This window comes from Vibrio mytili, assembly GCF_000830505.1.
Taxonomy (GTDB): domain Bacteria; phylum Pseudomonadota; class Gammaproteobacteria; order Enterobacterales; family Vibrionaceae; genus Vibrio; species Vibrio mytili.
Map to the genome: position 1 here is coordinate 1 of NZ_JXOK01000006.1, position 21,326 is coordinate 21,326.

A 21,326-nucleotide genomic window follows, 5' to 3' on the forward strand; every position below is an offset into this window, starting at 1 on the left:
AATAAATATGCCTTTTATGACCTATGAACAGTATTTGCAGCTTTTGAGCATGCCGAAACGCACCATCATGGATGGGTGGCAGAAGGCAAACTTCCTCTTAAAATCAAAGATAGAGCGAAAGAAACACCCATGATCAATATGTGATAAAGCCTGATACTCATAGCCAAGCCAAAAATGGCTGGTCGTTGATGATTAAGTCGTAAGTAGTCGAATAAGAATTCGAAGGTATAGCCTTATCCGCTTTTAAAAACTGTTCTACTGAATTGTGGTGGGTGACTGGTTTCGGCCTACCTATTAGAGGTTTTGCTATATCTCTGGTAAACCGTCAAGTGACAGTTTAGTTAAACCCGTAAAACAGTTTTGTCCAAAAACGATTCAACCACCTCCCATTGAATCGTTTCGGATCTGTCAAATACTCATACTCAAAGAACTGGATGTTGGATTGCGTTAAGTGCACTAGTCAAAGCGTTTATTTTCCCAAGTGTACTTTCCGAACGTTCCTTCGCCCGAACATAGATCGGCATTAATAGTTCTTTTTTATCCGGGAAACGACTCATCAAACGGCTGTATTCCTGCTCTTCAGCATATGTGACAGACAATTCACTCTTGTACTGAACACGTTCTTTTTCTAATGCTTCAATGTATTGTTCCGTTTGAACTGTTTGGACACTTTTTTCCTCTTCCAATGACTTGCACTTATACCTTTTAACCGTTTTCTTGGAAAAAGAACCTAAATTAAAAGCTTCTGTTTTTATATAAAGCTTTTCTCGGCCTTTACCTAACGTCTTTAAGTAGCCATTAGATACCAGATGGTTGATCTGGCGGTATATGTACTTTCTCGCGTGATTATCATCATCAAACCGATCTTCCGATTGCTGCAGTTCATCCCGCGCCTGTATCACTGTAAAGCGATCCAAATTTCGATTTATCAAAAGGTTATAAATTGGATGACTGAGCTTTTTGGTTCTTTTCACTATGACCTCTAAATACCACAAAACTTAGGATTGCTAAGTATACAAAAATAAGTAAAACTTAGACAATCTAAGTTATCTATAGGTATAAAAAAGAATGTCTAAGTGGAAAACCCGATCCCAGCGAGGCTCAAAGCAGCGCGTAAAAAAGCCAAAATCACCCAAAAAGATCTTGGGGTAAAAATTGGAATGGAAGAAAGCTCTGCAAGTGGTCGAATGAACCATTACGAAAAAGGTCGTCATGTCCCTGATATCGGAACATTAACCCGTATGGCTGAAGAGTTGGATGTACCGCTGAATTACTTTTTTTGTAAGGACGAAGTGACGGCTGAATTGGCTTGTCTGATTGATAAGTTGAGTGATGAAGAGAAGGCGGGGTTGTTGGAAAGCCTGAACGTGAAAAGTAATCGCTAAGCTCTAAGCCCATTTTTGCTCAATAGCATGCTCAACGGAATGGCATCAGTAAAGCGAGGGGCAAGTATTTTATCTTCAGTGGTCATTGCATTTAGGTTGTAAGCAGAACCAGAGTCAATTTGATGAAGACTAAGCTCGTCTAAAGGACGATCAAAAGGGTTATCCAGGTAGGGGAACTTAAATGCAAAAGTGCGTGACAATATTGCTTTGTCGATCGTATCCGCATTCTCGTTGAAACTCACAAGTAGCGCATCTTTCAAGAAGTGTTTTAACGCTCGACACTCTCCTCGACACATTACAAACAAAGGAAATAGCACTTCATTCTTTGTAAGCACAGGTGGCTCATCAAAACCCATCCTTGAACTCAAACCCGCGACAAATCTGGCAAAGTGTTTTTTTTGTTCTAAGTCAACCCCATAAGATGCCGTTCTACTCGAACGCCTGTTGGCTTTCAACAACTTGAAATAATGTACCTTTCTTCTCCAACTTAGCCGCGAGTTCCATTGTGATTCTGTCGCTATCACATCAGCATAAGGCATACCCACTAACACAAACGAGACTCTTGCTTCTTCACTTATATATTTAAATGTGTTGGCAATAACTTGTCTCTGTTCTGCGGTTGAAAACTCAACGAGCTCTTGAATTTCATTAACAATAATAAGCTCTACAGATTTACGTTTAAGTTGCTTTACAACAGCTTCACCAAGACCAATTTCATTACGACGCCGGACACCTCTTCCTCCTGATTTACAATCCAAATCAACCAAAAATTGGGTAAGCGTGTTCTGTTCATTGATACGGCTTGGCACTCTAGTGCTTAATACTGGCTGCTTCCCCCAAGCTGAACCAGAATGAAAGCGTGACAAGTAGTTATTGATCAAAGCCGTCTTTCCACTTCCGGCCTCACCAGTTAACAGAAAAGATTCCGGCTCACCACCAAGGGTATGATTAAAACGAAGTTGATCGAAAATAGAATATATTTCCGTTATCGCGGGATACTCGATAAAGCAAGTTTCAAAAGATTTTAGCTGCTCAAATTGCTTTGGTGTTAAGTTCAAATTAATACCCTTCAATATCTTCAAAATCATCGTCTGCTAAGTACTCTGAAGCATCGAAGACAACCTCAGATTTATGCTTAACCGGAGTCGTATTGATTGAGCTTGGTCCCTCAGAACCCACATCATTAAACTTTGCTAGTTTCGAAGTGTTACCTGTTTTGGGAAGGTTGGGCTTGCGACTGTTAGCACTACGGAATCTATCAGTTTCTTCCTGAATACGTTTTTTCATATACAGAAATGTATCCGCAAGAGCTTCTTCATCAGCAAGCTGCTTAGTGTTAAGCCTGCGTACTTTTTGTATGCGTTCGTGTTCAAAAAGTGACAGTCCGTTTGTATATCCGCTGTTGTCTACCGCTGGAACTTTTATGTACCTCTTCTCTGATTCTAGGTAAACATGAATGTAGCTGATATCGGAAGGGTCTGTTTTGGTCTTAACAAAGAGCTTTTTACCATTGTTAGATGTGCAATATTTCCGGTATTCAATTAGCTCGGCGGACTGATAACGTAAGTTATGAAGCCTGATCCCTGCAACTCCAATGCTTCTGTGTCTGAGTAATCCTAACTCTACTCTGAGTTGCTCCTTCTCTGTACCGTCATAGTAAGACGGAGTCCATTTCGATTGGTTCCACTTGTGGTATGGAATCTCACGCTCTCTAGAATCTGGTGCCATGTGGTAATAATCGACAATCCACTTATGGAGTAATTCAAGAAATATCGATACCCTGACCACCGCATCCTTTTTAGGGTTGTAATCTTGTAGCTGAGTCGGGTTAGTAAATGTTTTACCAGGCAAAGCATTAATTAACCCTTTATTCATTTGGTCGAACAATTTTTCGATTCCTGACTTTCGCCATGGTTTAGCGGCTTGGCTGTATTGAATGTCTGACACCAAAGGCCGTAACGAATCTTCCAAGCTTTGACTCCAAAACTCGGCACCATTGTCGACAACCAAACAATCAACCTTACCGTGACAAGGCCATTCTTTCTGAATGGATGGATACTTTTCTTTAATCCAGTTCTTATCCAAAAGTGAATTCAACAGTGCCTTTCTAACAGAGTCAAAGCTAGGCTCTCTAAAGTTGATGCTGCAACCCACGATACATTTACTGAAACGATCATAAAGCATCGTAAGATAGGGACGGCCCAAAGGAATATCTAACTCATCATCAATCAAAATCACAGGAACGGGGGTATGGTCTATTTCGACAAACTCCATTGGTTTGGTCGCAGCTACCTGCTGACCAACCGATCGAAACTCCCGATCTGCATACCGTTTACCAAACCTTGCAATCGCTACTTCATAGGGAGGTAAGTCATTTATTCGATTGTAAAAAGCACGTTGGCTAATCAGCTTAATTTTTCCTTCGACAATCCCACGATTTATTTGAATCACTCGACTCTTATAATATCGGTAAGCTTCTGCAACACTAAGTCGTTCGCGAGTCAGGTATATGTTCTTAATTGCTTCATCGATCAAGGGTTGTGAATCCATTTCTTTTTGGCGATTCCCCTTAAAACTATGTTTCGGAATAAGTGCACATGAGTCTTTTCCTGCCTCAAAGTAGGCTTTCTTCCAATCTGCTAATGTTCGCCAACTTGGGGGAATAAGTTGTAATTCTGATTCAACGAGACTTAAGATTGGATTTAAGTTTTTCTCGGTCCACCCACCTTTTAAGCGTTTTTCCACAAAAGCAATGACTTTTATACGGCGAAGAACCTCTTTTTGCACCTTGTTGGGCAAGCTATCTATGGTTGAAGATATTTCAATATGTTCTTGAATTAGCTCTATTGGAGGCAGCTGTGACTCTTCTTCCGAAGCTTTAAACTCATCAAAGAACCCAAATATATTATTGGAATCCGATGGCATAGTTAGCACCAAACGTAAGTTTCGAGGCCAAATCCAATATTGCTGGGGTCTGCTTTAACTTGCCCCGCAGAGATCCAAGGCAGAGTGGAGATAAGCGTGTCTTGCTCTGATAGACCGAAATACAAAGACACCTCTTGCAACTTCACCATTTGCTTTCGTTGAATAAACGCTAAAACTAGCTTTTGAAATTCGGTCACTGTGCGCAATCCAGAATAGCGGTGTAGCAACTTAAAGTTGTCTAACGTTGGCCCCATTCTAATTTGTTTCTCAGTAACCAAAACTAAGCGTCTATTGAACTCATTCAACGCAACTCTTTGCTTCTCTTCAAAACGCTCCCTGAAAGCGGGTTTTAAGATCTGACTAGAATGTTTTACCTCGAAAAATGTTGATTGTTCCTTGTGATCCGTTACTAAAAAATCTGGAGTATATCGGCACTTACGATTATTGAATTGATAGTGGAAGCCAAAAGGTTGGGAAGTGAAGCTTTTGATGTTTGCGTTGTATTCTAGGTGAAAGCAGAAATCGAATTCCAGAATGGAGAGAGTGCGAACAACTGCGTCGTTCTTCAAACTCATAAACTTGCAGATGTTGTGTACGTGAGAAGAATTTTTGGTTTGGTCGAACATAGTGTGAGAACTTTTGTTGTAAACCTACAACAAAAAATAGACTATGAAGACTTATGCTGCAAATATGCAAAAAAGCCTGCAATTTATGCGAACATATATTGCAGGCTTCATAATGGGTGGGACCCCAGCCACATCCCGGCACACAAGTCACTCGCTGCGGCTGCTTCCTTCCGGACCTGACCGAGTTCACGAGCTATTGTTGCGAGAGGACCAGAGCCCCATTATTCTTTGCTGAGGGCTTACCTCAAACGATGGGGCGATTATTCAGTATCGGACTTCATATTGCAAGGGTAAAAAACTCGAATTTGAATTTTTCTCAATCGTTTGCACAAAACTCGATCAATTTAGACCTAGGACTATAGCTCGGCTTGCTCATCATCAATGCGCAAGATGTAATCGGTCATCCAAGCGGTACCAAGCAAACATATCCACACCACAAATATCGGACTTGGAACGTCGACACTTGGATTCACGACCAATGACGCAAATCCGACGGTTGGTAGTGTCCAACACAACAATTTACTCCATTGAACCGACTCCTTCATCTTGGTCAACGCTTCCATTGAAGCAAGCATTCCAACTAAACCCAGAGAAACGAACACCGCATGATGTAGCCCCGCGATCCACAACGGCAACAATAACAGTAACGGCCACCAGCTGTGTGTGCCTGTATTTTTCCAATGTGTGACTGACCACCATATAGCAATCACCGCTAACGCTTGTACCGCGGTTACGCTTGCCAAACCACCCAGCTTACCGCCTTGCTGAGTAACCATAATCCCGACTAGCAACGTCAAAGCAATTAGGCTCGTGGTAAGCAACACGCCAATTGAGCTTCGGTGTGAAAACACCACTCTTAATAATGGAAATAAAATGAGAATCGCAATAGACAACGTGATGGGCTGTGTGGAGAGCGTGGCCCCAAACGCCATCATCGCACCAAGTAAGACTACGCCTGCTACCCCTCCCTGAGGAAGTACCCACAATGCAGGCACCATGAGCACGAGAACAGGAAGCTCTCCCTCACTTAAGCTCATCACTCTGGCGCATACAACCGCGAGCAATGTGGTAACAATAAATTGAACTGTCGATAAAATCATAGCGCCTCCTGCTTCCCCACCTGATTGAGAACTCAACAGCCAACAAGACAGTACAGTAAGGCTGTTGAATGGGTCTAGATTCAAAATTACGTTCGTTTTGTTTTTCCTCGTTACTCTAGTCACTGCAAGAGTAAGAGCGAGCCTGACAAAAGTGTTGAGCGACGTCACGAGTAACGACCAATAAAAATTGGGAAAAAACAAAGCGTCTGTATTACCATTCCTTGGTAATGCACTTAGGTCTGTTGACCTTTAAGATAAACAGTGTCTAAGGACTCCTTTAGTATGGACCAATTTTTGCCACAAATCTTTGCTGTGATTCACCAAATTCCGTTCGGCAAGGTCTCAACTTACGGTGAAATCGCTAAAATGGCGGGGTATCCGGGTTATGCAAGGCATGTGGGTAAAGCATTAGGTAATTTGCCTGAGGGCAGCAAACTTCCTTGGTTTAGGGTAATTAACAGTCAAGGCGCTATATCATTAAAAGGGAGCGACAAAGACAGGCAAATACGCAAACTAGAAGCGGAAGGAATTGAAGTCTCGGAAGTAGGAAAGATATCGCTCAGAAAATACAAATGGCAGCCTTAACGTGACTGCCATCTATTTATTTTGTTTTGGCGTAACTTGTCTTCGTTGTATTAACGAACGCCCACCATTCTGATATTTAGCTCATGAGTTTGCGCTTCATCTGTGATCACTGCGTTATTGGTGTCGCTAATGAATAGAAGTTTACCGTCTACTTCGATACGAGCACGCACGCTGTAGCGGTGTTTCGCCTGAATGTCATTGCTGTCATAGCTTAGTTGAAAATCAAAAGGCACTTGCTTACCCTTCGTTTCGAACGTTTGCTTGGCCAGTACGGTCGCAGGAGCATCCGCGAGAGACACATCCTCTAGTACCACGGTTACCACCGCATTATCTGGCAGGGCAATACGCTCACGGTAAGCCACTGTACCTGTAATTGTCTTCATTGACGCTTCAGCAGATTCCATTTCTGTGGTTTGAGAAGTTTGGCAACCCGCTAACGCAGCACCAAAAAGTAAAGAAGTCACAAGCAGGTAAGTTTTTTTCATAGATTCCTCTGAAAGGGAAATTAAATCGCGTTAAGTATAGAGCTAGAATTCTAAACTGTCTCCTGATCGAGCGATGATTTAACAGTAGCTTGACCAAACGAGAATGAATCAATTCACTGATTTTATTGTGGAATTGTAGGAATTTACTGACCCAACACTTTACCCTTGTAGCCGGAATTGCTTCACACTTTGATAAGAAATGGGTTAACTTATCTCATGTACGTCAATGCATATCTGCCTACACCTTGAGGAAATCGAATGAGTAAACCACTAAGAGAACTGCTTAACCTACTGCAACTCGAACAGCTCGAAGAAGGCTTGTTCCGTGGACAAAGTGAAAACCTAGGTTTACCTCAAGTGTATGGTGGGCAAGTGATAGGACAGGCATTGTCTGCCGCGCGCTACACCGTCGAAGATACGCGCACCGTTCACTCATTCCACAGTTACTTTTTGTATCCTGGCGACCCTGAAAAGCCGATCATTTATGATGTTGAGAACTTACGCGATGGCCGCAGCTTTAGTACTCGCCGTGTGAAAGCAATCCAAAATGGACGCCCTATTTTCTACCTGACCGCCTCTTATCACGGCGATCAACCGGGGTTTGATCACCAAAAGACCATGCCCGATATTCCTGGGCCAGAAAACTTCCGTTCTGAAAGCGAGTTAGCCAGTCATATTGCCGAGCGTCTTCCAGAAAAGTTACGTCAAACATTTTGTGGAGAAAAGCCGATTGAAACTCGACCGGTTACGGTGATTAACCCGCTCAAGCCGAAAAAAGAAGAACCCAAACAGTACCTTTGGATTCGCGCTAATGGTGAAATGCCTAGTGACCAGCTTATCCACCAATATCTGCTGGCCTACGCTTCTGACTGGGGCTTTTTAGTGACGGCATTACACCCACATGAGGTCTCGTTAATGACACCGAACTTCCAGGTGGCCACAATTGACCACTCGATTTGGTTTCATCGCCCATTTAAGATGGATGACTGGTTACTGTTCGCGATTGAAAGCCCAACCGCAAGCAATACACGAGGTTTGGTTCGTGGTGAAATCTATAACCAACAAGGTCATTTAGTTGCGACTGCGGTGCAAGAAGGGGTGATGCGATTCACTAAGTAGTATCGCCAAGGACGGTAAAAATTGATCATTGAAAGGAGCCGATACGCTCCTTTCTTGTCTATCCAAGAGGAAAGTTCACCGTATCTACCGAAGCGGTAGCTCTGTGGTGTATTTCATGGACTCCATGGCAAACGTCGATGTAACATTGGACAGTCCTTTGACACTATTCACCAAACGTTTATAGAACTCGTCGAAGGATTTCATATCCTTGACCAGCACTTTCATCATGTAATCGTACTCCCCCGCCATACGATAAAACTCCATCACTTCGGGAAACTCCCGCACCGTGGTAACAAAGTGGTGATACCAATCCTCGGAATGGTCAATGGTTTTCAGTTGCACGAACGCAATAAAAGAAAGACCGAGCTTCTCTGCACTAAGCAAGGCAACCCGCTTTTCAATATAACCCTCGTCTTCTAACTTTTTCAGCCGCTTCCAACAAGGCGTGGTAGTAAGATTAACCCGCTCTGCAAGGTCATTGAGCGATAAAGTACTGTCCATTTGCAATAGAGAAAGTAACTGCCTGTCAATTCTATCCAAATTCATTTCTATAAAAAACCAAAAATAAAGAAAAATTTTCCACAAATGGAAGCATACAAAACAACTATAGCAAAGTTTTTCTCCAGTTTTATAGGTAAATTATACCCATAAATCAAGAATCTCAATCACTGAACTCAATCACTGAAATAGATGTATTCCAAGGAGAGACAACATGTGCACTGACCATAACTGGATAAACAATGCGGTGCGTAAGATCGAAGCCGATTACCAACGGTCTGCTGATACTCACTTATTTAAGCTCGACCTCCCATCACTTGATGGAATCGATATTTATTTGAAAGATGAAAGTACGCATCCAACCGGGTCATTGAAGCATCGCTTGGCACGCTCTCTGTTTTTGTATGCGATTTGTAATGGCTGGATCGGCCCCGAATCGACAGTGATTGAGGCATCCTCAGGGAGTACAGCCGTGTCTGAGGCTTACTTCGCGCGATTACTTGGTCTGCCCTTTATCGCGGTAATGCCCAAAAGTACGGCTCGTAAAAAAATTGAGCAAATCGAATTCTATGGCGGTCAAGCACACCTTGTTGATCGTACTGACCAAATTTATGACGAATCTCGTCGCTTAGCACAAGAGTTGAATGGTCACTACATGGATCAGTTCACCTATGCAGAGCGTGCTACCGATTGGCGTGGCAACAATAACATCGCCAATGCTATTTTCGACCAGATGCAATTAGAAGATCATCCGATCCCGAGCTGGATCGTGATGAGTCCTGGTACAGGTGGCACGTCGGCAACCATTGGACGATTCATTCGTTATCAGAAATACGATACTAAGCTTTGTGTTGTTGACCCGGAAAACTCGGTATTTTATGACGCATTCCAGTCAGGTAGCTCGCAGCTAACATCAGAAATTGGCAGTAAAATTGAAGGCATTGGGCGACCTCGCGTAGAGCCTAGCTTTATATCCGGTGTGATTGACGAGATGCGTAAGATTCCAGATACTGCCAGCGTTGCCACTGCACATTGGGTCTCACACCTAATAGGGCGTAAAGTTGGCGCCTCTACTGGCACGAATTTGTATGGGGTGCTGCAACTGGCCTGCGAAATGAAACAACGCGGTGAGACAGGCTCTATCGTGACACTGTTGTGTGACTCCGGCGAGCGCTACCTAGATACGTATTATGATATGGCGTGGGTAAAAGAAAACATCGGTGATATTCAACCTTACCTAGCTCAATTGGAGGTCATTCAAGCAAAAGGCTGCATTTAACCTGCCTGTTACTATCCTTTAATGAGTTAACGAAGCGATGAATCAGCCCAAGTTAAAGGGGCTGATTCCCACTTGCAAACTTACTTCTTGTTCTGACGCGCTTCAAATGCCGCCAGTTGCTCTGGCGTAGCTTTTGGTTGGTGGTGTTGTTTCCACTCATCGTAAGTCATGCCATACACGCGCTCACGAGCGTCATCGATATCCAGATCAACCCCTAAGCTTTCCGCTTCAGCAGTATACCACTTACTAAAACAATTTCGGCAGAAGCCAGCAAGTATCATCAAGTCTATGTTTTGTACATCTTTATTCGCATCTAAGTGCGCTAATAGGCGTCGAAATGTTGCCGCATCCAGCTTATCTTGTTCTTCTTGTGTCAGTTTTTTATATTTAAATTCAGCCACTTTACCTTCCTCTTGTTGTTTGCTTGCTGTCGCCCAGTTACTTTTTGTCTAAAAATCAGCCATTAACAAATATTTTGCTTTGTATAATCACTAACTTGTCGCATTAACTGTTATGATAAACACAAACTATATTATTGATTAATTTAATAATTGCACGACAAGTGCCGTCTATTCAAAGGTTATCGTCCTATTATGAAAAACGCTATCTTACTATTGTCTGCTCTGACTGTGAGTTTACCAACTTTTGCGGCTCAACAATCACATAATCCTTACTTGTATTTTGGTACTGGTAATGTCAGCTTTGACGTCCCTGATATCGGTTCAGAACGTAACAGTGACTGGTCAACGCCCCATTTCACTCTTGGTTGGGGCTACAATGTTAACCCACATCTAGCGTTTGAAGGGGTGCTGCGTTATTCACGTAATGAACGTGAGGTAAATGGTGTCGAGTTAGACTTACACCACTATCAAGCAGGCATATCGGCAGTCCTTCAAAGCGATAACCTAGGTGACACGCCACTATCACTCTTTGGTCGAGCAACAGCAATGGGCACCAAAGCGGAACTTTATGTGCCTGATGTACAGAAAATCGATGACGATACTGGCGCTTTATTTAACCTTGGCGCCGGTGTTCACTGGGATATGAACAAAGAGTATTGGTTACGTGCAGAATATATTTATAGTGTTGCCGACATGGGTTTTGAGAATTTTTACGACCGCTACGACGGTGTACAAATCAGTTTGGGTAAACGCTTCTAGCCAATTGCGAGCAAGTTTCTGACTCAAACACTCAGCCATTGGCTAAACACTTTGGGCGATTAACAAAATACTTTGTCATTAACAAAAAACACCGAGCTGGATGGCTCGGTGTTTTGTTTTATGACTTACGGGTGGGCGACTCGCCCTTTGGTGTCATGACTTAACGCTTTGTTTAATTCCACTTCTACATGCCCAGGCGCTTGTGTATTGGCGGAAATTAAACGGTACATCGCAGGGATAACGAACAGCGTAACGAACGTCGCAAAGCCCATACCAAAGAAGATGACTGTACCCACTGCAATGCGACTTTCATAGCCTGCACCACTGGAGATAATTAAAGGGATAGCCCCTGCCAATGTGGTAAAGGCGGTCATCAGAATCGGGCGTAAGCGTCGAGCTCCAGCGTCAATAATGGCTTTTTCAAATTCAACACCACGATCGCGCAATTGGTTGGCAAACTCCACAATCAAGATCCCGTTTTTGGTCACCATACCAATCAGCATCACCATACCTATTTGACTGTAAATGTTCATACCTTGATTCATGAGAACCAAACCCAAGAATCCGCCAAACACACCCATTGGCACAGTAAACATCACCACAAGCGGGTTAATAAAGCTTTCAAACTGCGCAGCAAGTACTAAGTAGGCAACCAATAGCGCTAACGCAAAGACGATGGCAACACTCGCTTGGTTCTCTTTAAAATCTTTCGACTCACCGGAGTAACTTACTGAAATGTCACCTGGCAAGTTGTCGATGGCTTGCTGATCAAGGAAATCTAACGCTTCACCTAATGTGTATCCATCAATTAGGTTGGCGGTAATCGTAATCGATTTCTGTTTGTTGTAGTGAGACAGACGAATGGATGCCGCGACTTCTTCCACCTTAGTCACTGTATCAAGTGTCACAAGTTCACCACTGTTCGTACGCAAGTAAATTTGGCTTAAATCGGCAGCGTTGTTAAAGCGACCTTCATCACCACGTAAATACACATCGTACTCTTCACCACGGTCGACATACGTGGTTTCACGTTTACCACCCAGCATGATTTCAAGAGTATCTGAAATGTCTTTTACGCTGACACCTAACTCTGCCGCTCGTTGTCTATCCACAGAAACAAGTAGCTCTGGTGTTTTCTCCGAGTAATCGATCTCAGCCCCTTCCATCATGGGAGAATCTTCTGCTTTACCTTTAAGGAGCTCTGCCCAGGTTAGGAGTTCATCGTAATCTGAGCCACCCAATACAAACTGTACTGGTTCGCTTGAGCCCCCTTGGAAGCCGGGCATAAAGGGGAACACTCGCACATCCGGAATTCCAGCTAACGCGCCCCTAGCCTGATTGAGCGCTTGTTGAGCGGTGACGTCTCGCTCGTTCCAATCTTCAAGAATCATGATCACGAAGCCCGTTTGGTCTCCGGCCTGACCACCAAAAGCTGGGGTCTGAATACTAAAAGATTTAAGCACCCCTTTCCCGAGCATCGACATTAAACGCTCTTCTACAATGTCCATATTGGCGGCCATTCGGTTATATGACGTGGCATCAGCACCACGTACAAACGCAAAAATAACGCCTCGATCCTCTTGCGGGGTCAACTGTGCTGGTACTAAATTCATCAGAACATAACTACCGCCAATACACGCGAGAATGACAAGTGGTGCAGCCCAGCGAACCTTCAACGCCCCTTTTAATAGTGAACGATACCCTCGCTCTAACTTGCCAAATAAACGGTCAACACCTTGATTAAATCGATTCGGCTTCACATTCGCTTTGAGGATTTTACTCCCGAGTACAGGGGTTAGCGTTAAGGCAATCAGCGACGAGAAAATCACTGACATCGCCAGCAATACGGAAAACTCGGTGAACAATAGGCCAACCATGCCGTCCATAAAGGAGATCGGTAAGAACACCATGACAAGAACGAGCGTCGTCGCGACAACCGCAAACCCAACTTCACGCGTCCCTTTATAAGCCGCCAATAAAGGGGATTCACCACGCTCGATATGGTGGAAGATATTTTCCACCACAACGATAGCGTCATCCACAACCAGCCCGATAGACAGAATCAATGCCATCAGAGTGATCAAGTTGATCGAGAATCCAAAGTAATACGCCGCGATAAAAGACGAGATCAGCGATACAGGCACAGTGATGGCTGGTATCAACGTCGCACGCGCTTGCCCAATGAAAATGTACAATACTAAGATCACCAAGCCACCGGTAATAAACAGCGTGTTATACACTTCTTCAATCGAACGCTCGATAAATACGGTCGCATCGTAATCGATGGCAAGCCTCGTTCCTTGTGGCAAAAATTGTTGAATGTTCTCGACTTCTTCGCGAACCCGTTTTGCCACATCAAGTGGGTTTGAATCTGACTGTGGAACAACGCCTAAACTGACATTGACTACACCATCACTTTTAAAGGTCGAGTTTTCGTTTTCTGCTCCAATAAAAACGTCTGCCACATCTTTTAAATAGATAGGAGTTTGATCACTTGCTCGCTTCACAACTAAGTATTGGAAATCTTCCGGCGTGTTATAGGTACGAGCTGTACGCACTGACATCACTGTTTGATCATTACGAACCTCGCCTCCCGGACTTTCTAGGTTTTCGTTGCGAAGCGCTTGGGTAATATCAGATGCCGTCACCGCTCGTCCAGCCATAAGCTCTGGCTTGAGCTTGACGTACATTACTTTGTATAAACCACCGGACAGATCAATCGAACTCACACCGGAAATTAGACTGAATCTGTCCATCAGTACGCGCTCTGCGTAGTCAGTCAACTGTGTTCGGTCCATTTCTGACGAGCTAAGGTTGATGTACAACGACGCTTGCCCAGAGCCGTTGTTTTTGAACACTATCGGATCATCCGCTTCATCGGGCAACGAGCGCTGAGCACGTGCAACCGCATCACGGACATCACTGACGCCAGTGTTAAGGTCATAGCCTAATTCAAACGTAATTGTTATGCGTGAAGAGCTGTTTCGTGTGGTTGAACTGATCTCATCAATACCACTGATTCCCGAAAGTTGGTCTTCTAATACCGAGGTGATCTGACTCTCAATGATCGTTGCCGATGCGCCTTCATAACGAGTGGAGATGGAAACAACCGGACTTTCAATATCTGGCATTTCTCGAACAGCAAGCTTGGTGAAAGACACAAAACCAAAGACACAAAGCAACATGCTTAACACGAGCGCCGCAACAGGGCGTTTAACCGACACATCAGAAAGTAACATTAGTTCTGTTCCTCTGCTGATTCACTTTGCGTACTGACTGGACTCTGACTGTTGCTTTTTGACGGTGCGACTGTTTCTGTTACTTTCACACCATCGCGCATGTTGACGATGCCTTGAACCACTATTTTGTCACCCACCTCGACGCCAGATTCGATCACCACTTCATTGCCAACACGAGCACCAAGCTGCACTTCTTGTCGAGATGCTTTGCTATCTTGGTCAATGACATAGACATAACGTTTGGTCCCCGAATACTCGAGGGCTTGCACCGGAATGATCGGTGCTTCAATAGCAGGAAATGCTAACGAGGCGTTCATCAACATACCAGGCTTTAACTGATTTTCTGGGTTATCAAACTTGATTCGAACCCGTAAATTCAATGTTTCAGCACTGATCCGAGTATCAATACCAATCACATTACCGATAAAACGTTGCTCGCCCCATGCACTCGACGTTGCTTCAACTCGCATGCCAACCGAGAGCATCGATAAATAACGCTCTGGGACTTGTAAATCCAACTCCATCTCAGATAAATCATCCAACGTGACCAATTCTGTGCCTGCGCTGACCATTTTCCCGCGGCTAAAGTCAATCAACCCCACTGTCCCTGAGAATGGCGCACGAATATGCAAGTCGGCTAAGTCTGCCTTTGCCGCATCCAAACGAGCTTCAGCGATTTGGACACTCGCCTTCTGAGCATCGATTTCAGTGGGCGTGATTGCGTTACGTTTCACTAATCGCTGGTACTCTTTGAGCTTACGCTGCTCATCTTTAAGGTAGGCGCTTGCTTCGACGATTGCGGCTTGCGCTCTGTCATCATTGAGCTGGATTAATAATTGACCTTGCTGAACATTTTGATTGGCTTTGACGGCAATTTTTTTCACCTTTCCTGACACTTCCGCAGCAATCACAACGGATTCTGCCGCTTTTAATTTACCAATAAGTGAGAGCGACTGATTGATTTGATGAGTTTGAACTTGCTCAGTCACGACCGTCACTGCAGACGGACCGCGGGGCGCAGAAAGAGCACTCGGCGATGCCATTATTAAAGACAGTGATAAAGATAGAATAGATACAGATAAAGTGGCTTTCATGCTCATAATCTTGGCTAGTAAAAGAATAAACAGGCTTGATGCTTGTTAAAAATAGGCTCGCTATATTTTAACAATAGATAAGCAGTAAAAACGTCAAGTATTGTAAATAAGCTGGGAAATATTGTGTCTTTCTGTATAAATGCTAAACAAAACGCTGAGTTTCTGCCATCTTTGCCCAAAAAGGCAGCATTCGACGTAAAAACAAAACAAAAACGCTTTACAGCCTGAGCGAGTTTGCTATGATTCGCTCCGCACTTGAGAGATGCGTTGGGAAAACATCTTTTAAGCATGCTTAAAGAGCATGAAATACCCTGGAGGGGTTCCCGAGTGGCCAAAGGGAGCAGACTGTAAATCTGCCGGCACTGCCTTCGATGGTTCGAATCCGTCCCCCTCCACCATATTGCTTTTATGACACTCAATTTAGTGTTGTAAAATATCGCTTGGAAAACTGCGTTGGGAAAACATTTTCTAAGTTTGCTTTTCAGAGCATAAAAAATACCCTGGAGGGGTTCCCGAGTGGCCAAAGGGAGCAGACTGTAAATCTGCCGGCACTGCCTTCGATGGTTCGAATCCGTCCCCCTCCACCATATTGCTTTTGTGACACTCCGTGTTATAAAACATCGCTTGGAAAATCGCGTTGGGAAAACATTTTCTAAGTTTGCTTTCAGAGCATAAAAAATACCCTGGAGGGGTTCCCGAGTGGCCAAAGGGAGCAGACTGTAAATCTGCCGGCACTGCCTTCGATGGTTCGAATCCGTCCCCCTCCACCATATTGGAAAGCCAGCTCAATGAGCTGGCTTTTTTCGTTTCTACTTCAGTCTATTCATGTTTTACCAATACTAATCTACCTCAGCATTATACCAATCGTAGTAAATAGCTGGTCATTCTTGCTTATTAAAATGTACATACTTCCAATCACTTACTGCGAATTCTGCCCTAATATATACAACAAATTGACCACCGACTTATCCAGATCCAGATTAGTAATAGTATTATTCCCCTATTCTTTTCCTAGAACCTAGGCGCCTAGAACCTTAAGTCCACTCCTAGAGCCTCAAGTCCAGACATAAAAAATCCCGCAACGAGGCGGGATTTAATCTTAAGACTAAATTGTATTGAGGGAATCGAATCGGACTAGCTTTGAATACCAATGATCAACCAAGGCGCATTTGGTGTTGTTAGGTCCCGCTCCAAATGCCAAATGTCGGTAACATCTTCTTCAATACCTTCAACTACATCACGGTAACGACCTGTAAATTGCAAACTTAGCTGCGCTTTATTTGCATCATAATCAGCACGAACAATCTCAGCATCAATGTACATCACATCAGTGTGTTGCTCTCCGTCGAGTTTCGCACGTTCTGATTTGAGGTCCTCAAACAAGCTTGGTGATACGTATTCTTCAATCGTTTCGAGTTGATTGTGGTTCCATGCACCTTGTAAAATACGATAGTGTTCACGAGCTCCATTTACAAATGCCGCTTGGTCAAAGCCAGGAGGGAAATTGTGTGGCACATCAGTTTGTGTACCAAAGCCCGCAAAACCACCATTATTTGTGTTTGGCTGCTGTTCAAAATTGTGCATGTTTGGCTGCTCGAATTTTGAATGATTGCCACCAAATGCCGGTTGCTGGCGGTGCTGATTCATGCTGCCTTGCTTCGCGCCCAACATGCCGCGCATCAATTTGAAGATCAAGAAAGCAATCAAGCCAATAATAAGAATATCCATAAACTGAATACCCTCAAAAGCACCACCAAAGAAGGCGGCAAGCAATCCACCAGCTAAAAGGCCGCCCATCAAACCACCCATTAAACCTTTTTTGCTTGATGGAGATTTAGCAGTTTGCTCTTTACCAATCGTATTGGTGTTTTGTTGCTGCTGTTTTGGCGCTGGTGCTGTCTTAAAGCTTTTACCAAAAGACTTACCACCACCAAACCTCTTTGCTTCCGCTATCGGGGTTACAGCAACGGTAAACATCAACAGAGCAACAATCGAAAATAAACGTTTCATCGTTATCCTTAAAATTGACGAAAAATAGCTATAGCGAACTGTCTTTACCTTGTTCAGATTGAATATCAACCGAATCATCAGTAGTAGCACGCTAAAAACCTACATAAATGAATCATACTCTGTCTATCTGGGAATGGAAACAAACGAACAGCCCCGACTTGTTTCAGAATATTGCCAAACATGTCACCGGTTAATCGGTTTGTATTATTGACGCTGCACGGGTAGCTGACTATTATATTGAACGATGTTCAATAAAACAGTTTAAAAGATGGCACGTAGAAACGATCATACTAGAGAAGAGTTAATCAACCTGACCTTAAAGACGGTCAAAGCCTTCTTAGAAGAAAGCTCCTACCACGAGCTCAGCCTGCGTAAGATCGCTAATATGATTGGTTATGTACCAAGTACGTTAGTCAACGTTTTTGGCAACTACAACCTTCTGCTTCTTCACACTGTCGCTCAGACGTTGGACGAACTCTCTCAAGAAGCGACCCAAGCAACCGCAAATTGCACAGAACCGAAACAAGCCCTCTTCGAACTCGCTTATTGCTACCATGATTTTGCGCAAACTCATCCGTATCGTTGGCAACTGGTTTTTGAGCATAACATGAACGGGGCAGAGTTACCTGAATGGCATGCTAAGCGCATTGATGGTATGACAGGTATGCTCGAATCGCTTCTAGCACAGATGGCGCCACAACGAACAGAGTCTGAAGTATTAAAGGCAAGTCGCGTTTTATGGTCTGGTGTGCACGGTATTACCCTACTCAGCGTTGATGATAAGTTTTTCTCTAGTGAACCGGTTGATGGTAAAGAGTTGATTGAAAACTTACTCACCAACTACCTTATAAACTGGTGATGGTAATAAAGGATTACTCATACTCATGTCCTCTGACAGACAGCCTTCTCTATTAAAGCAAAGAAAATTTCTGCCTTATTTCATTACGCAATTTTTCGGTGCGTTTAACGACAACATTTTCAAAAACGTATTGTTACTGTTTGTCGCTTTTGCGGGCGCAAGTGCGTTACCTGTGTCGAGCAACTTATTCATCAACTTAGCGGCAGGCCTCTTTATTTTGCCTTTTTTCCTGTTCTCCGCGTCCGCTGGTGTGTTGGCCGACAAATACGAAAAGTCGTGGTTTATTCGCAAGGTTAAACTATTCGAAATTGCGATTATGCTGTTAGGTGCGATAGGATTTATTACCGAGAGTTACGGTATTCTACTCTTGTTATTGTTCCTGATGGGCACACAGTCTGCTTTTTTTGGGCCGGTAAAATACGCTCTCCTACCACAAAATCTAAATGCAAAAGAACTCGTGCCTGGTAACGCCTTGGTCGAAGCTGGTACGTTCATCGCTATTCTTATCGGGACGCTTGGTGCTGGTGTCATTGCCTCTTCCGAAAACGCAAAATACATCGCGGCGTTTAGTGTGGTTCTGTTCGCTTTGCTGGGTTACCTCTCTAGTCGTTCGATCCCGCTTGCACCACCCAGCGCTCCAAGCCTCCGGTTTCGCTGGCAACCCTACCAACAAACCAAACGGACACTTTCTATTGCAAAATCCGATCGCACTGTCTTTCAGTGCATTATGGCGATCAGCTGGTTTTGGTTTTTAGGCGCTGCCTACCTCACCCAGTTCCCTAACTTTACCAAAGTGTACTTAAACGGAACCGAGAGCGCGGTTTCTTTTTTACTTGCCCTTTTTTCAATTGGTATTGCACTAGGTTCATTTCTTTGCAACTGGGTTTCTCATCATCGTATTGAAGTCGGCATAGTGCCTTTAGGCGCATTGGGCATTACGATATTTGGTTACTTAATGGCGACATCGGTTCCGAGCAACTTACCTCAATTCACCACATTCGTTGAATTCATCCAATATGAAGGGCTCTGGTTACTGTTTTTTTACTTACTTATGATTGGAGCGTCAGGCGGGTTATTTATTGTGCCTCTTTACGCACTGATGCAACACAGAGCGAAGGAAACCGAACGAGCTCAGGTCATTGCTGGACTCAACATTTTTAACTCGTTGTTTATGGTCGGGAGTGCGGTGCTTGGCATCATCTGCTTAAGCGTATTAAACATGACCATTCCACAACTGTTTGCTTTGTTGTCCATCCTGAATTTTGTGGTCGCAGCGTATATCTTCCTCCAGATCCCTGTTTTCGCAGTTCGCTTTGTCGTTTGGATGCTTACCCACACCATTTATCGAGTGAAACACAAAAATCTGCACCATTTGCCTGAACAAGGTGGCGCATTGATCGTATGTAATCATGTCAGCTATATGGATGCCTTACTTCTTAGTGCTGTATGCCCACGTTTGATTCGCTTCGTGATGGAAGAAGATTACGCTAATTGGACTCCAATTCGGCGTTTTCTGCGTCGAACTGGCGTCATACCTATTTCTGCTGGCAATCGAAGTTCGATTCGACGTGCGTTTAATGACGTTGAACAAGCACTCAATCAAGGACACATTGTGTGTATATTCCCGGAAGGCAAACTGACAACAGACGGTGAGATCCATGAGTTTATGCGTGGGATTGATATTATTTTGCGTCGCAGCCCGGTACCAGTGATCCCGATGGCATTAAAAGGGCTATGGGGCAGTTACTTTAGCCGAGCTAAAGGACGAGCCTGTAAAGGCATACCTTCTCGTTTCTGGTCTAAATTGGAAATCGAAGCCGGTGAGCCTGTCATGGCGACCGAGGCCACCGCAAAGGTTATGTACGACAAGGTGCGGGCTTTGCGTGGTGACTGGCGCTAACACACTCAAGTAAAAGCGATGACAACAGGCGTTCAGGTAAACTGAACATATGTTCAAATCATTAAGACAAACTGATCGTAAAGGTGCGTTATACTACCACCTTCGCAACCAACAACGAATACCGCACTTTGAACAGAAATCGCATTGTTTTTGGCTTGGCACTGCTTTTGTGCCTGACGCCGTTCGTTTCCTCTCCAATCGCCCTTGTCATTGGCTTCTTACTGACGAGCTTTGGTTTCGTACCCCAAGAGTTGCCCCTTGGCAGTATTACTAAAAAATTGCTGTCCTACTCTATCATTGGCTTGGGTTTTGGAATAAATTTTCAACAGGCACTGGCCGTTACATCTGACGGCATTGGACTTATCATTGCCACGATTCTAGGTACATTGATCATCGGTTCTGTGATTGCGAAAGTGATTAAGCTTGAGACAACCACTGCGTATTTGATTTCGTCAGGTACGGCGATTTGTGGAGGCAGCGCAATTGCCGCTGTCGCGCCAGCAATCAAAGCCAAAGATGAACAGATTGCGTTGGCACTGGCTACCGTCTTTGTACTCAACTCACTTGCACTGTTTATCTTCCCGGTCATTGGACATGCGTTAAATTTGGATCAACACACTTTTGGTACTTGGGCTGCGATTGCAATCCATGATACATCATCGGTGGTTGGTGCCGCGTCCGCATACGGTGAGGAGGCACTGACTACGGCGACTACGCTTAAGTTAGCCCGAGCATTGTGGATCATACCTGTTGCGTTGGTGAGTGCGATCATATTTTCCCGAGGAATAAAGAGAGTGGCAAGAAGAAGTTAGTGATTCCCTACTTTATTTTTTGGTACTGCGCTGCTATTGCATTCAGTGATTTTTTCCCACAATTCGAGATAGCTTATGACAGCATCTTTATGATTGCTAAAAAATCGTTGGTGATCTGCTTGTTTTTGATTGGATGCAGTATATCGATTGGAAAGTTAAAAGCAGCCGGAGCTAAGCCACTTCTATTTGGCGTAAGTTTGTGGGTGTTAATTTCGACCACGTCATTGAGCTGGCTAGTGTTAAGTTAGTG

The 21,326-nt window shown here is 44.0% G+C and carries 18 protein-coding genes, 3 tRNA genes, 1 other RNA gene and 1 pseudogene; 11 read left to right on the forward strand and 12 right to left on the reverse strand.

The window, feature by feature from the left end; genetic code table 11:
* Positions 1–422: 422 nt before the first annotated feature.
* Complete coding sequence (locus tag SU60_RS02380; protein ID WP_041154152.1) at positions 423–974, reverse strand: hypothetical protein; 552 nt, start codon at positions 972–974, stop codon at positions 423–425.
* A 102-nt stretch (positions 975–1,076) separates the two neighbouring features.
* Between SU60_RS02380 and SU60_RS02385 the strand changes: the two genes are divergently transcribed.
* The gene (locus SU60_RS02385; RefSeq protein ID WP_041154153.1) at positions 1,077–1,385 is read left to right on the forward strand and encodes a helix-turn-helix domain-containing protein; all 309 of its coding nucleotides are present in this window, start codon (positions 1,077–1,079) and stop codon (positions 1,383–1,385) included.
* Here SU60_RS02385 and SU60_RS02390 read toward each other — a convergent pair.
* The 5 genes from SU60_RS02390 to SU60_RS02405 form a co-directional block, all read right to left on the reverse strand.
* Positions 1,382–2,473, reverse strand: a complete 1,092-nt coding sequence (locus tag SU60_RS02390; protein WP_041154154.1) for a TniB family NTP-binding protein — start codon at positions 2,471–2,473, stop codon at positions 1,382–1,384. The two genes, SU60_RS02385 and SU60_RS02390, sit on opposite strands and share 4 nt — an antisense overlap.
* A complete protein-coding gene (locus SU60_RS02395) occupies positions 2,445–4,310 on the reverse strand; it encodes a Mu transposase C-terminal domain-containing protein (RefSeq protein WP_041154155.1) in 1,866 nt (621 codons plus the stop codon). Before SU60_RS02395 ends, SU60_RS02390 begins: the two co-directional genes overlap by 29 nt.
* A 2-nt stretch (positions 4,311–4,312) precedes the next feature.
* Positions 4,313–4,936: a TnsA endonuclease N-terminal domain-containing protein gene (locus SU60_RS02400; protein ID WP_041154156.1), complete on the reverse strand. Its 624-nt coding sequence runs from the start codon at positions 4,934–4,936 to the stop codon at positions 4,313–4,315.
* A 119-nt stretch (positions 4,937–5,055) separates the two neighbouring features.
* Positions 5,056–5,152: signal recognition particle sRNA small type (ffs, locus tag SU60_RS21160), an RNA gene on the reverse strand.
* Between the two features lie 140 nt (positions 5,153–5,292).
* Entirely contained in the window at positions 5,293–6,036 is a 744-nt protein-coding gene (locus SU60_RS02405; protein ID WP_041154157.1) for a VP0952 family biofilm-associated protein, read from the reverse strand.
* Positions 6,037–6,318: 282 nt separating this feature from the next.
* Here SU60_RS02405 and SU60_RS02410 point away from each other — a divergent pair, with 282 nt between their 5' ends.
* Positions 6,319–6,621, forward strand: a complete 303-nt coding sequence (locus SU60_RS02410) for a DNA base-flipping protein (protein ID WP_041154158.1) — start codon at positions 6,319–6,321, stop codon at positions 6,619–6,621.
* A gap of 50 nt (positions 6,622–6,671) precedes the next feature.
* Here SU60_RS02410 and SU60_RS02415 read toward each other — a convergent pair whose 3' ends face one another.
* On the reverse strand, positions 6,672–7,106 hold the full coding sequence (locus SU60_RS02415; RefSeq protein ID WP_041154159.1) for a YbaY family lipoprotein: 435 nt from the start codon (positions 7,104–7,106) through the stop codon (positions 6,672–6,674).
* A 258-nt stretch (positions 7,107–7,364) separates the two neighbouring features.
* Here SU60_RS02415 and tesB point away from each other — a divergent pair, with 258 nt between their 5' ends.
* A complete protein-coding gene (tesB, locus tag SU60_RS02420) occupies positions 7,365–8,225 on the forward strand; it encodes an acyl-CoA thioesterase II (protein ID WP_041154160.1) in 861 nt (286 codons plus the stop codon).
* An 84-nt stretch (positions 8,226–8,309) separates the two neighbouring features.
* Here the strand turns inward: tesB and SU60_RS02425 are convergent, their stop codons facing one another.
* On the reverse strand, positions 8,310–8,771 hold the full coding sequence (locus SU60_RS02425; RefSeq protein ID WP_041154161.1) for an Lrp/AsnC family transcriptional regulator: 462 nt from the start codon (positions 8,769–8,771) through the stop codon (positions 8,310–8,312).
* Between the two features lie 166 nt (positions 8,772–8,937).
* Here SU60_RS02425 and SU60_RS02430 point away from each other — a divergent pair, with 166 nt between their 5' ends.
* Positions 8,938–10,002 carry a PLP-dependent cysteine synthase family protein gene (locus tag SU60_RS02430; RefSeq protein ID WP_041154162.1) on the forward strand — a complete coding sequence of 355 codons (1,065 nt, stop codon included), beginning with the start codon at positions 8,938–8,940 and terminating at the stop codon, positions 10,000–10,002.
* 80 nt (positions 10,003–10,082) lie between these two features.
* Here the strand turns inward: SU60_RS02430 and SU60_RS02435 are convergent, their stop codons facing one another.
* Positions 10,083–10,403: a DUF1244 domain-containing protein gene (locus tag SU60_RS02435; RefSeq protein ID WP_041154163.1), complete on the reverse strand. Its 321-nt coding sequence runs from the start codon at positions 10,401–10,403 to the stop codon at positions 10,083–10,085.
* A 192-nt stretch (positions 10,404–10,595) separates the two neighbouring features.
* On the opposite strand from SU60_RS02435, the gene SU60_RS02440 reads away from it, so the two are divergent.
* Positions 10,596–11,162 (forward strand): porin family protein, encoded by a 567-nt coding sequence (locus SU60_RS02440; RefSeq protein ID WP_041154164.1) that lies wholly within the window; start codon positions 10,596–10,598, stop codon positions 11,160–11,162.
* A 125-nt stretch (positions 11,163–11,287) separates the two neighbouring features.
* Here SU60_RS02440 and vexH read toward each other — a convergent pair whose 3' ends face one another.
* Positions 11,288–14,401 (reverse strand): vibriobactin export RND transporter permease subunit VexH, encoded by a 3,114-nt coding sequence (vexH, locus tag SU60_RS02445; RefSeq protein WP_041154165.1) that lies wholly within the window; start codon positions 14,399–14,401, stop codon positions 11,288–11,290.
* The gene (locus tag SU60_RS02450) at positions 14,401–15,501 is read right to left on the reverse strand and encodes an efflux RND transporter periplasmic adaptor subunit (RefSeq protein WP_128814593.1); all 1,101 of its coding nucleotides are present in this window, start codon (positions 15,499–15,501) and stop codon (positions 14,401–14,403) included. The genes vexH and SU60_RS02450 overlap by 1 nt, the downstream gene beginning before the upstream one ends.
* A 307-nt stretch (positions 15,502–15,808) precedes the next feature.
* Here SU60_RS02450 and SU60_RS02460 point away from each other — a divergent pair.
* The 3 genes from SU60_RS02460 (at position 15,809) to SU60_RS02470 (ending at position 16,265) form a co-directional block, all read left to right on the forward strand.
* Positions 15,809–15,893, forward strand: a tRNA-Tyr gene (locus SU60_RS02460).
* A gap of 104 nt (positions 15,894–15,997) precedes the next feature.
* Positions 15,998–16,082, forward strand: a tRNA-Tyr gene (locus SU60_RS02465).
* 98 nt (positions 16,083–16,180) lie between these two features.
* Positions 16,181–16,265 (forward strand) — tRNA-Tyr (locus SU60_RS02470).
* Between the two features lie 364 nt (positions 16,266–16,629).
* Here SU60_RS02470 and SU60_RS02475 read toward each other — a convergent pair.
* Positions 16,630–17,505, reverse strand: a complete 876-nt coding sequence (locus tag SU60_RS02475) for a Tim44 domain-containing protein (protein WP_041154168.1) — start codon at positions 17,503–17,505, stop codon at positions 16,630–16,632.
* Positions 17,506–17,773: 268 nt separating this feature from the next.
* Between SU60_RS02475 and SU60_RS02480 the strand changes: the two genes are divergently transcribed.
* The 3 genes and pseudogenes from SU60_RS02480 to SU60_RS02490 all read left to right on the forward strand — a co-directional run bounded on the left by SU60_RS02480 (position 17,774) and on the right by SU60_RS02490 (position 21,324).
* Entirely contained in the window at positions 17,774–18,364 is a 591-nt protein-coding gene (locus SU60_RS02480) for a TetR/AcrR family transcriptional regulator (RefSeq protein ID WP_041154169.1), read from the forward strand.
* Between the two features lie 25 nt (positions 18,365–18,389).
* Entirely contained in the window at positions 18,390–20,264 is a 1,875-nt protein-coding gene (locus SU60_RS02485) for an MFS transporter (protein WP_041154170.1), read from the forward strand.
* A gap of 128 nt (positions 20,265–20,392) precedes the next feature.
* Positions 20,393–21,324, forward strand: a pseudogene (locus tag SU60_RS02490) (YeiH family protein).
* Positions 21,325–21,326 lie beyond the last annotated feature (2 nt).

Bases quoted from the DNA above. Each gene is read 5' to 3' on its own strand.
- SU60_RS02390 (WP_041154154.1), bottom strand. From the start codon at position 2,473: ATGATTTTGAAGATATTGAAGGGTATTAATTTGAACTTAACACCAAAG.
- SU60_RS02395 (WP_041154155.1), bottom strand. From the start codon at position 4,310: ATGCCATCGGATTCCAATAATATATTTGGGTTCTTTGATGAGTTTAAA.
- SU60_RS02400 (WP_041154156.1), bottom strand. From the start codon at position 4,936: ATGTTCGACCAAACCAAAAATTCTTCTCACGTACACAACATCTGCAAG.
- SU60_RS02405 (WP_041154157.1), bottom strand. From the start codon at position 6,036: ATGATTTTATCGACAGTTCAATTTATTGTTACCACATTGCTCGCGGTT.
- SU60_RS02410 (WP_041154158.1), top strand. From the start codon at position 6,319: ATGGACCAATTTTTGCCACAAATCTTTGCTGTGATTCACCAAATTCCG.
- SU60_RS02415 (WP_041154159.1), bottom strand. From the start codon at position 7,106: ATGAAAAAAACTTACCTGCTTGTGACTTCTTTACTTTTTGGTGCTGCG.
- tesB (WP_041154160.1), top strand. From the start codon at position 7,365: ATGAGTAAACCACTAAGAGAACTGCTTAACCTACTGCAACTCGAACAG.
- SU60_RS02425 (WP_041154161.1), bottom strand. From the start codon at position 8,771: ATGAATTTGGATAGAATTGACAGGCAGTTACTTTCTCTATTGCAAATG.
- SU60_RS02430 (WP_041154162.1), top strand. From the start codon at position 8,938: ATGTGCACTGACCATAACTGGATAAACAATGCGGTGCGTAAGATCGAA.
- SU60_RS02440 (WP_041154164.1), top strand. From the start codon at position 10,596: ATGAAAAACGCTATCTTACTATTGTCTGCTCTGACTGTGAGTTTACCA.
- vexH (WP_041154165.1), bottom strand. From the start codon at position 14,401: ATGTTACTTTCTGATGTGTCGGTTAAACGCCCTGTTGCGGCGCTCGTG.
- SU60_RS02450 (WP_128814593.1), bottom strand. From the start codon at position 15,501: ATGAGCATGAAAGCCACTTTATCTGTATCTATTCTATCTTTATCACTG.
- SU60_RS02475 (WP_041154168.1), bottom strand. From the start codon at position 17,505: ATGAAACGTTTATTTTCGATTGTTGCTCTGTTGATGTTTACCGTTGCT.
- SU60_RS02480 (WP_041154169.1), top strand. From the start codon at position 17,774: ATGGCACGTAGAAACGATCATACTAGAGAAGAGTTAATCAACCTGACC.
- SU60_RS02485 (WP_041154170.1), top strand. From the start codon at position 18,390: ATGTCCTCTGACAGACAGCCTTCTCTATTAAAGCAAAGAAAATTTCTG.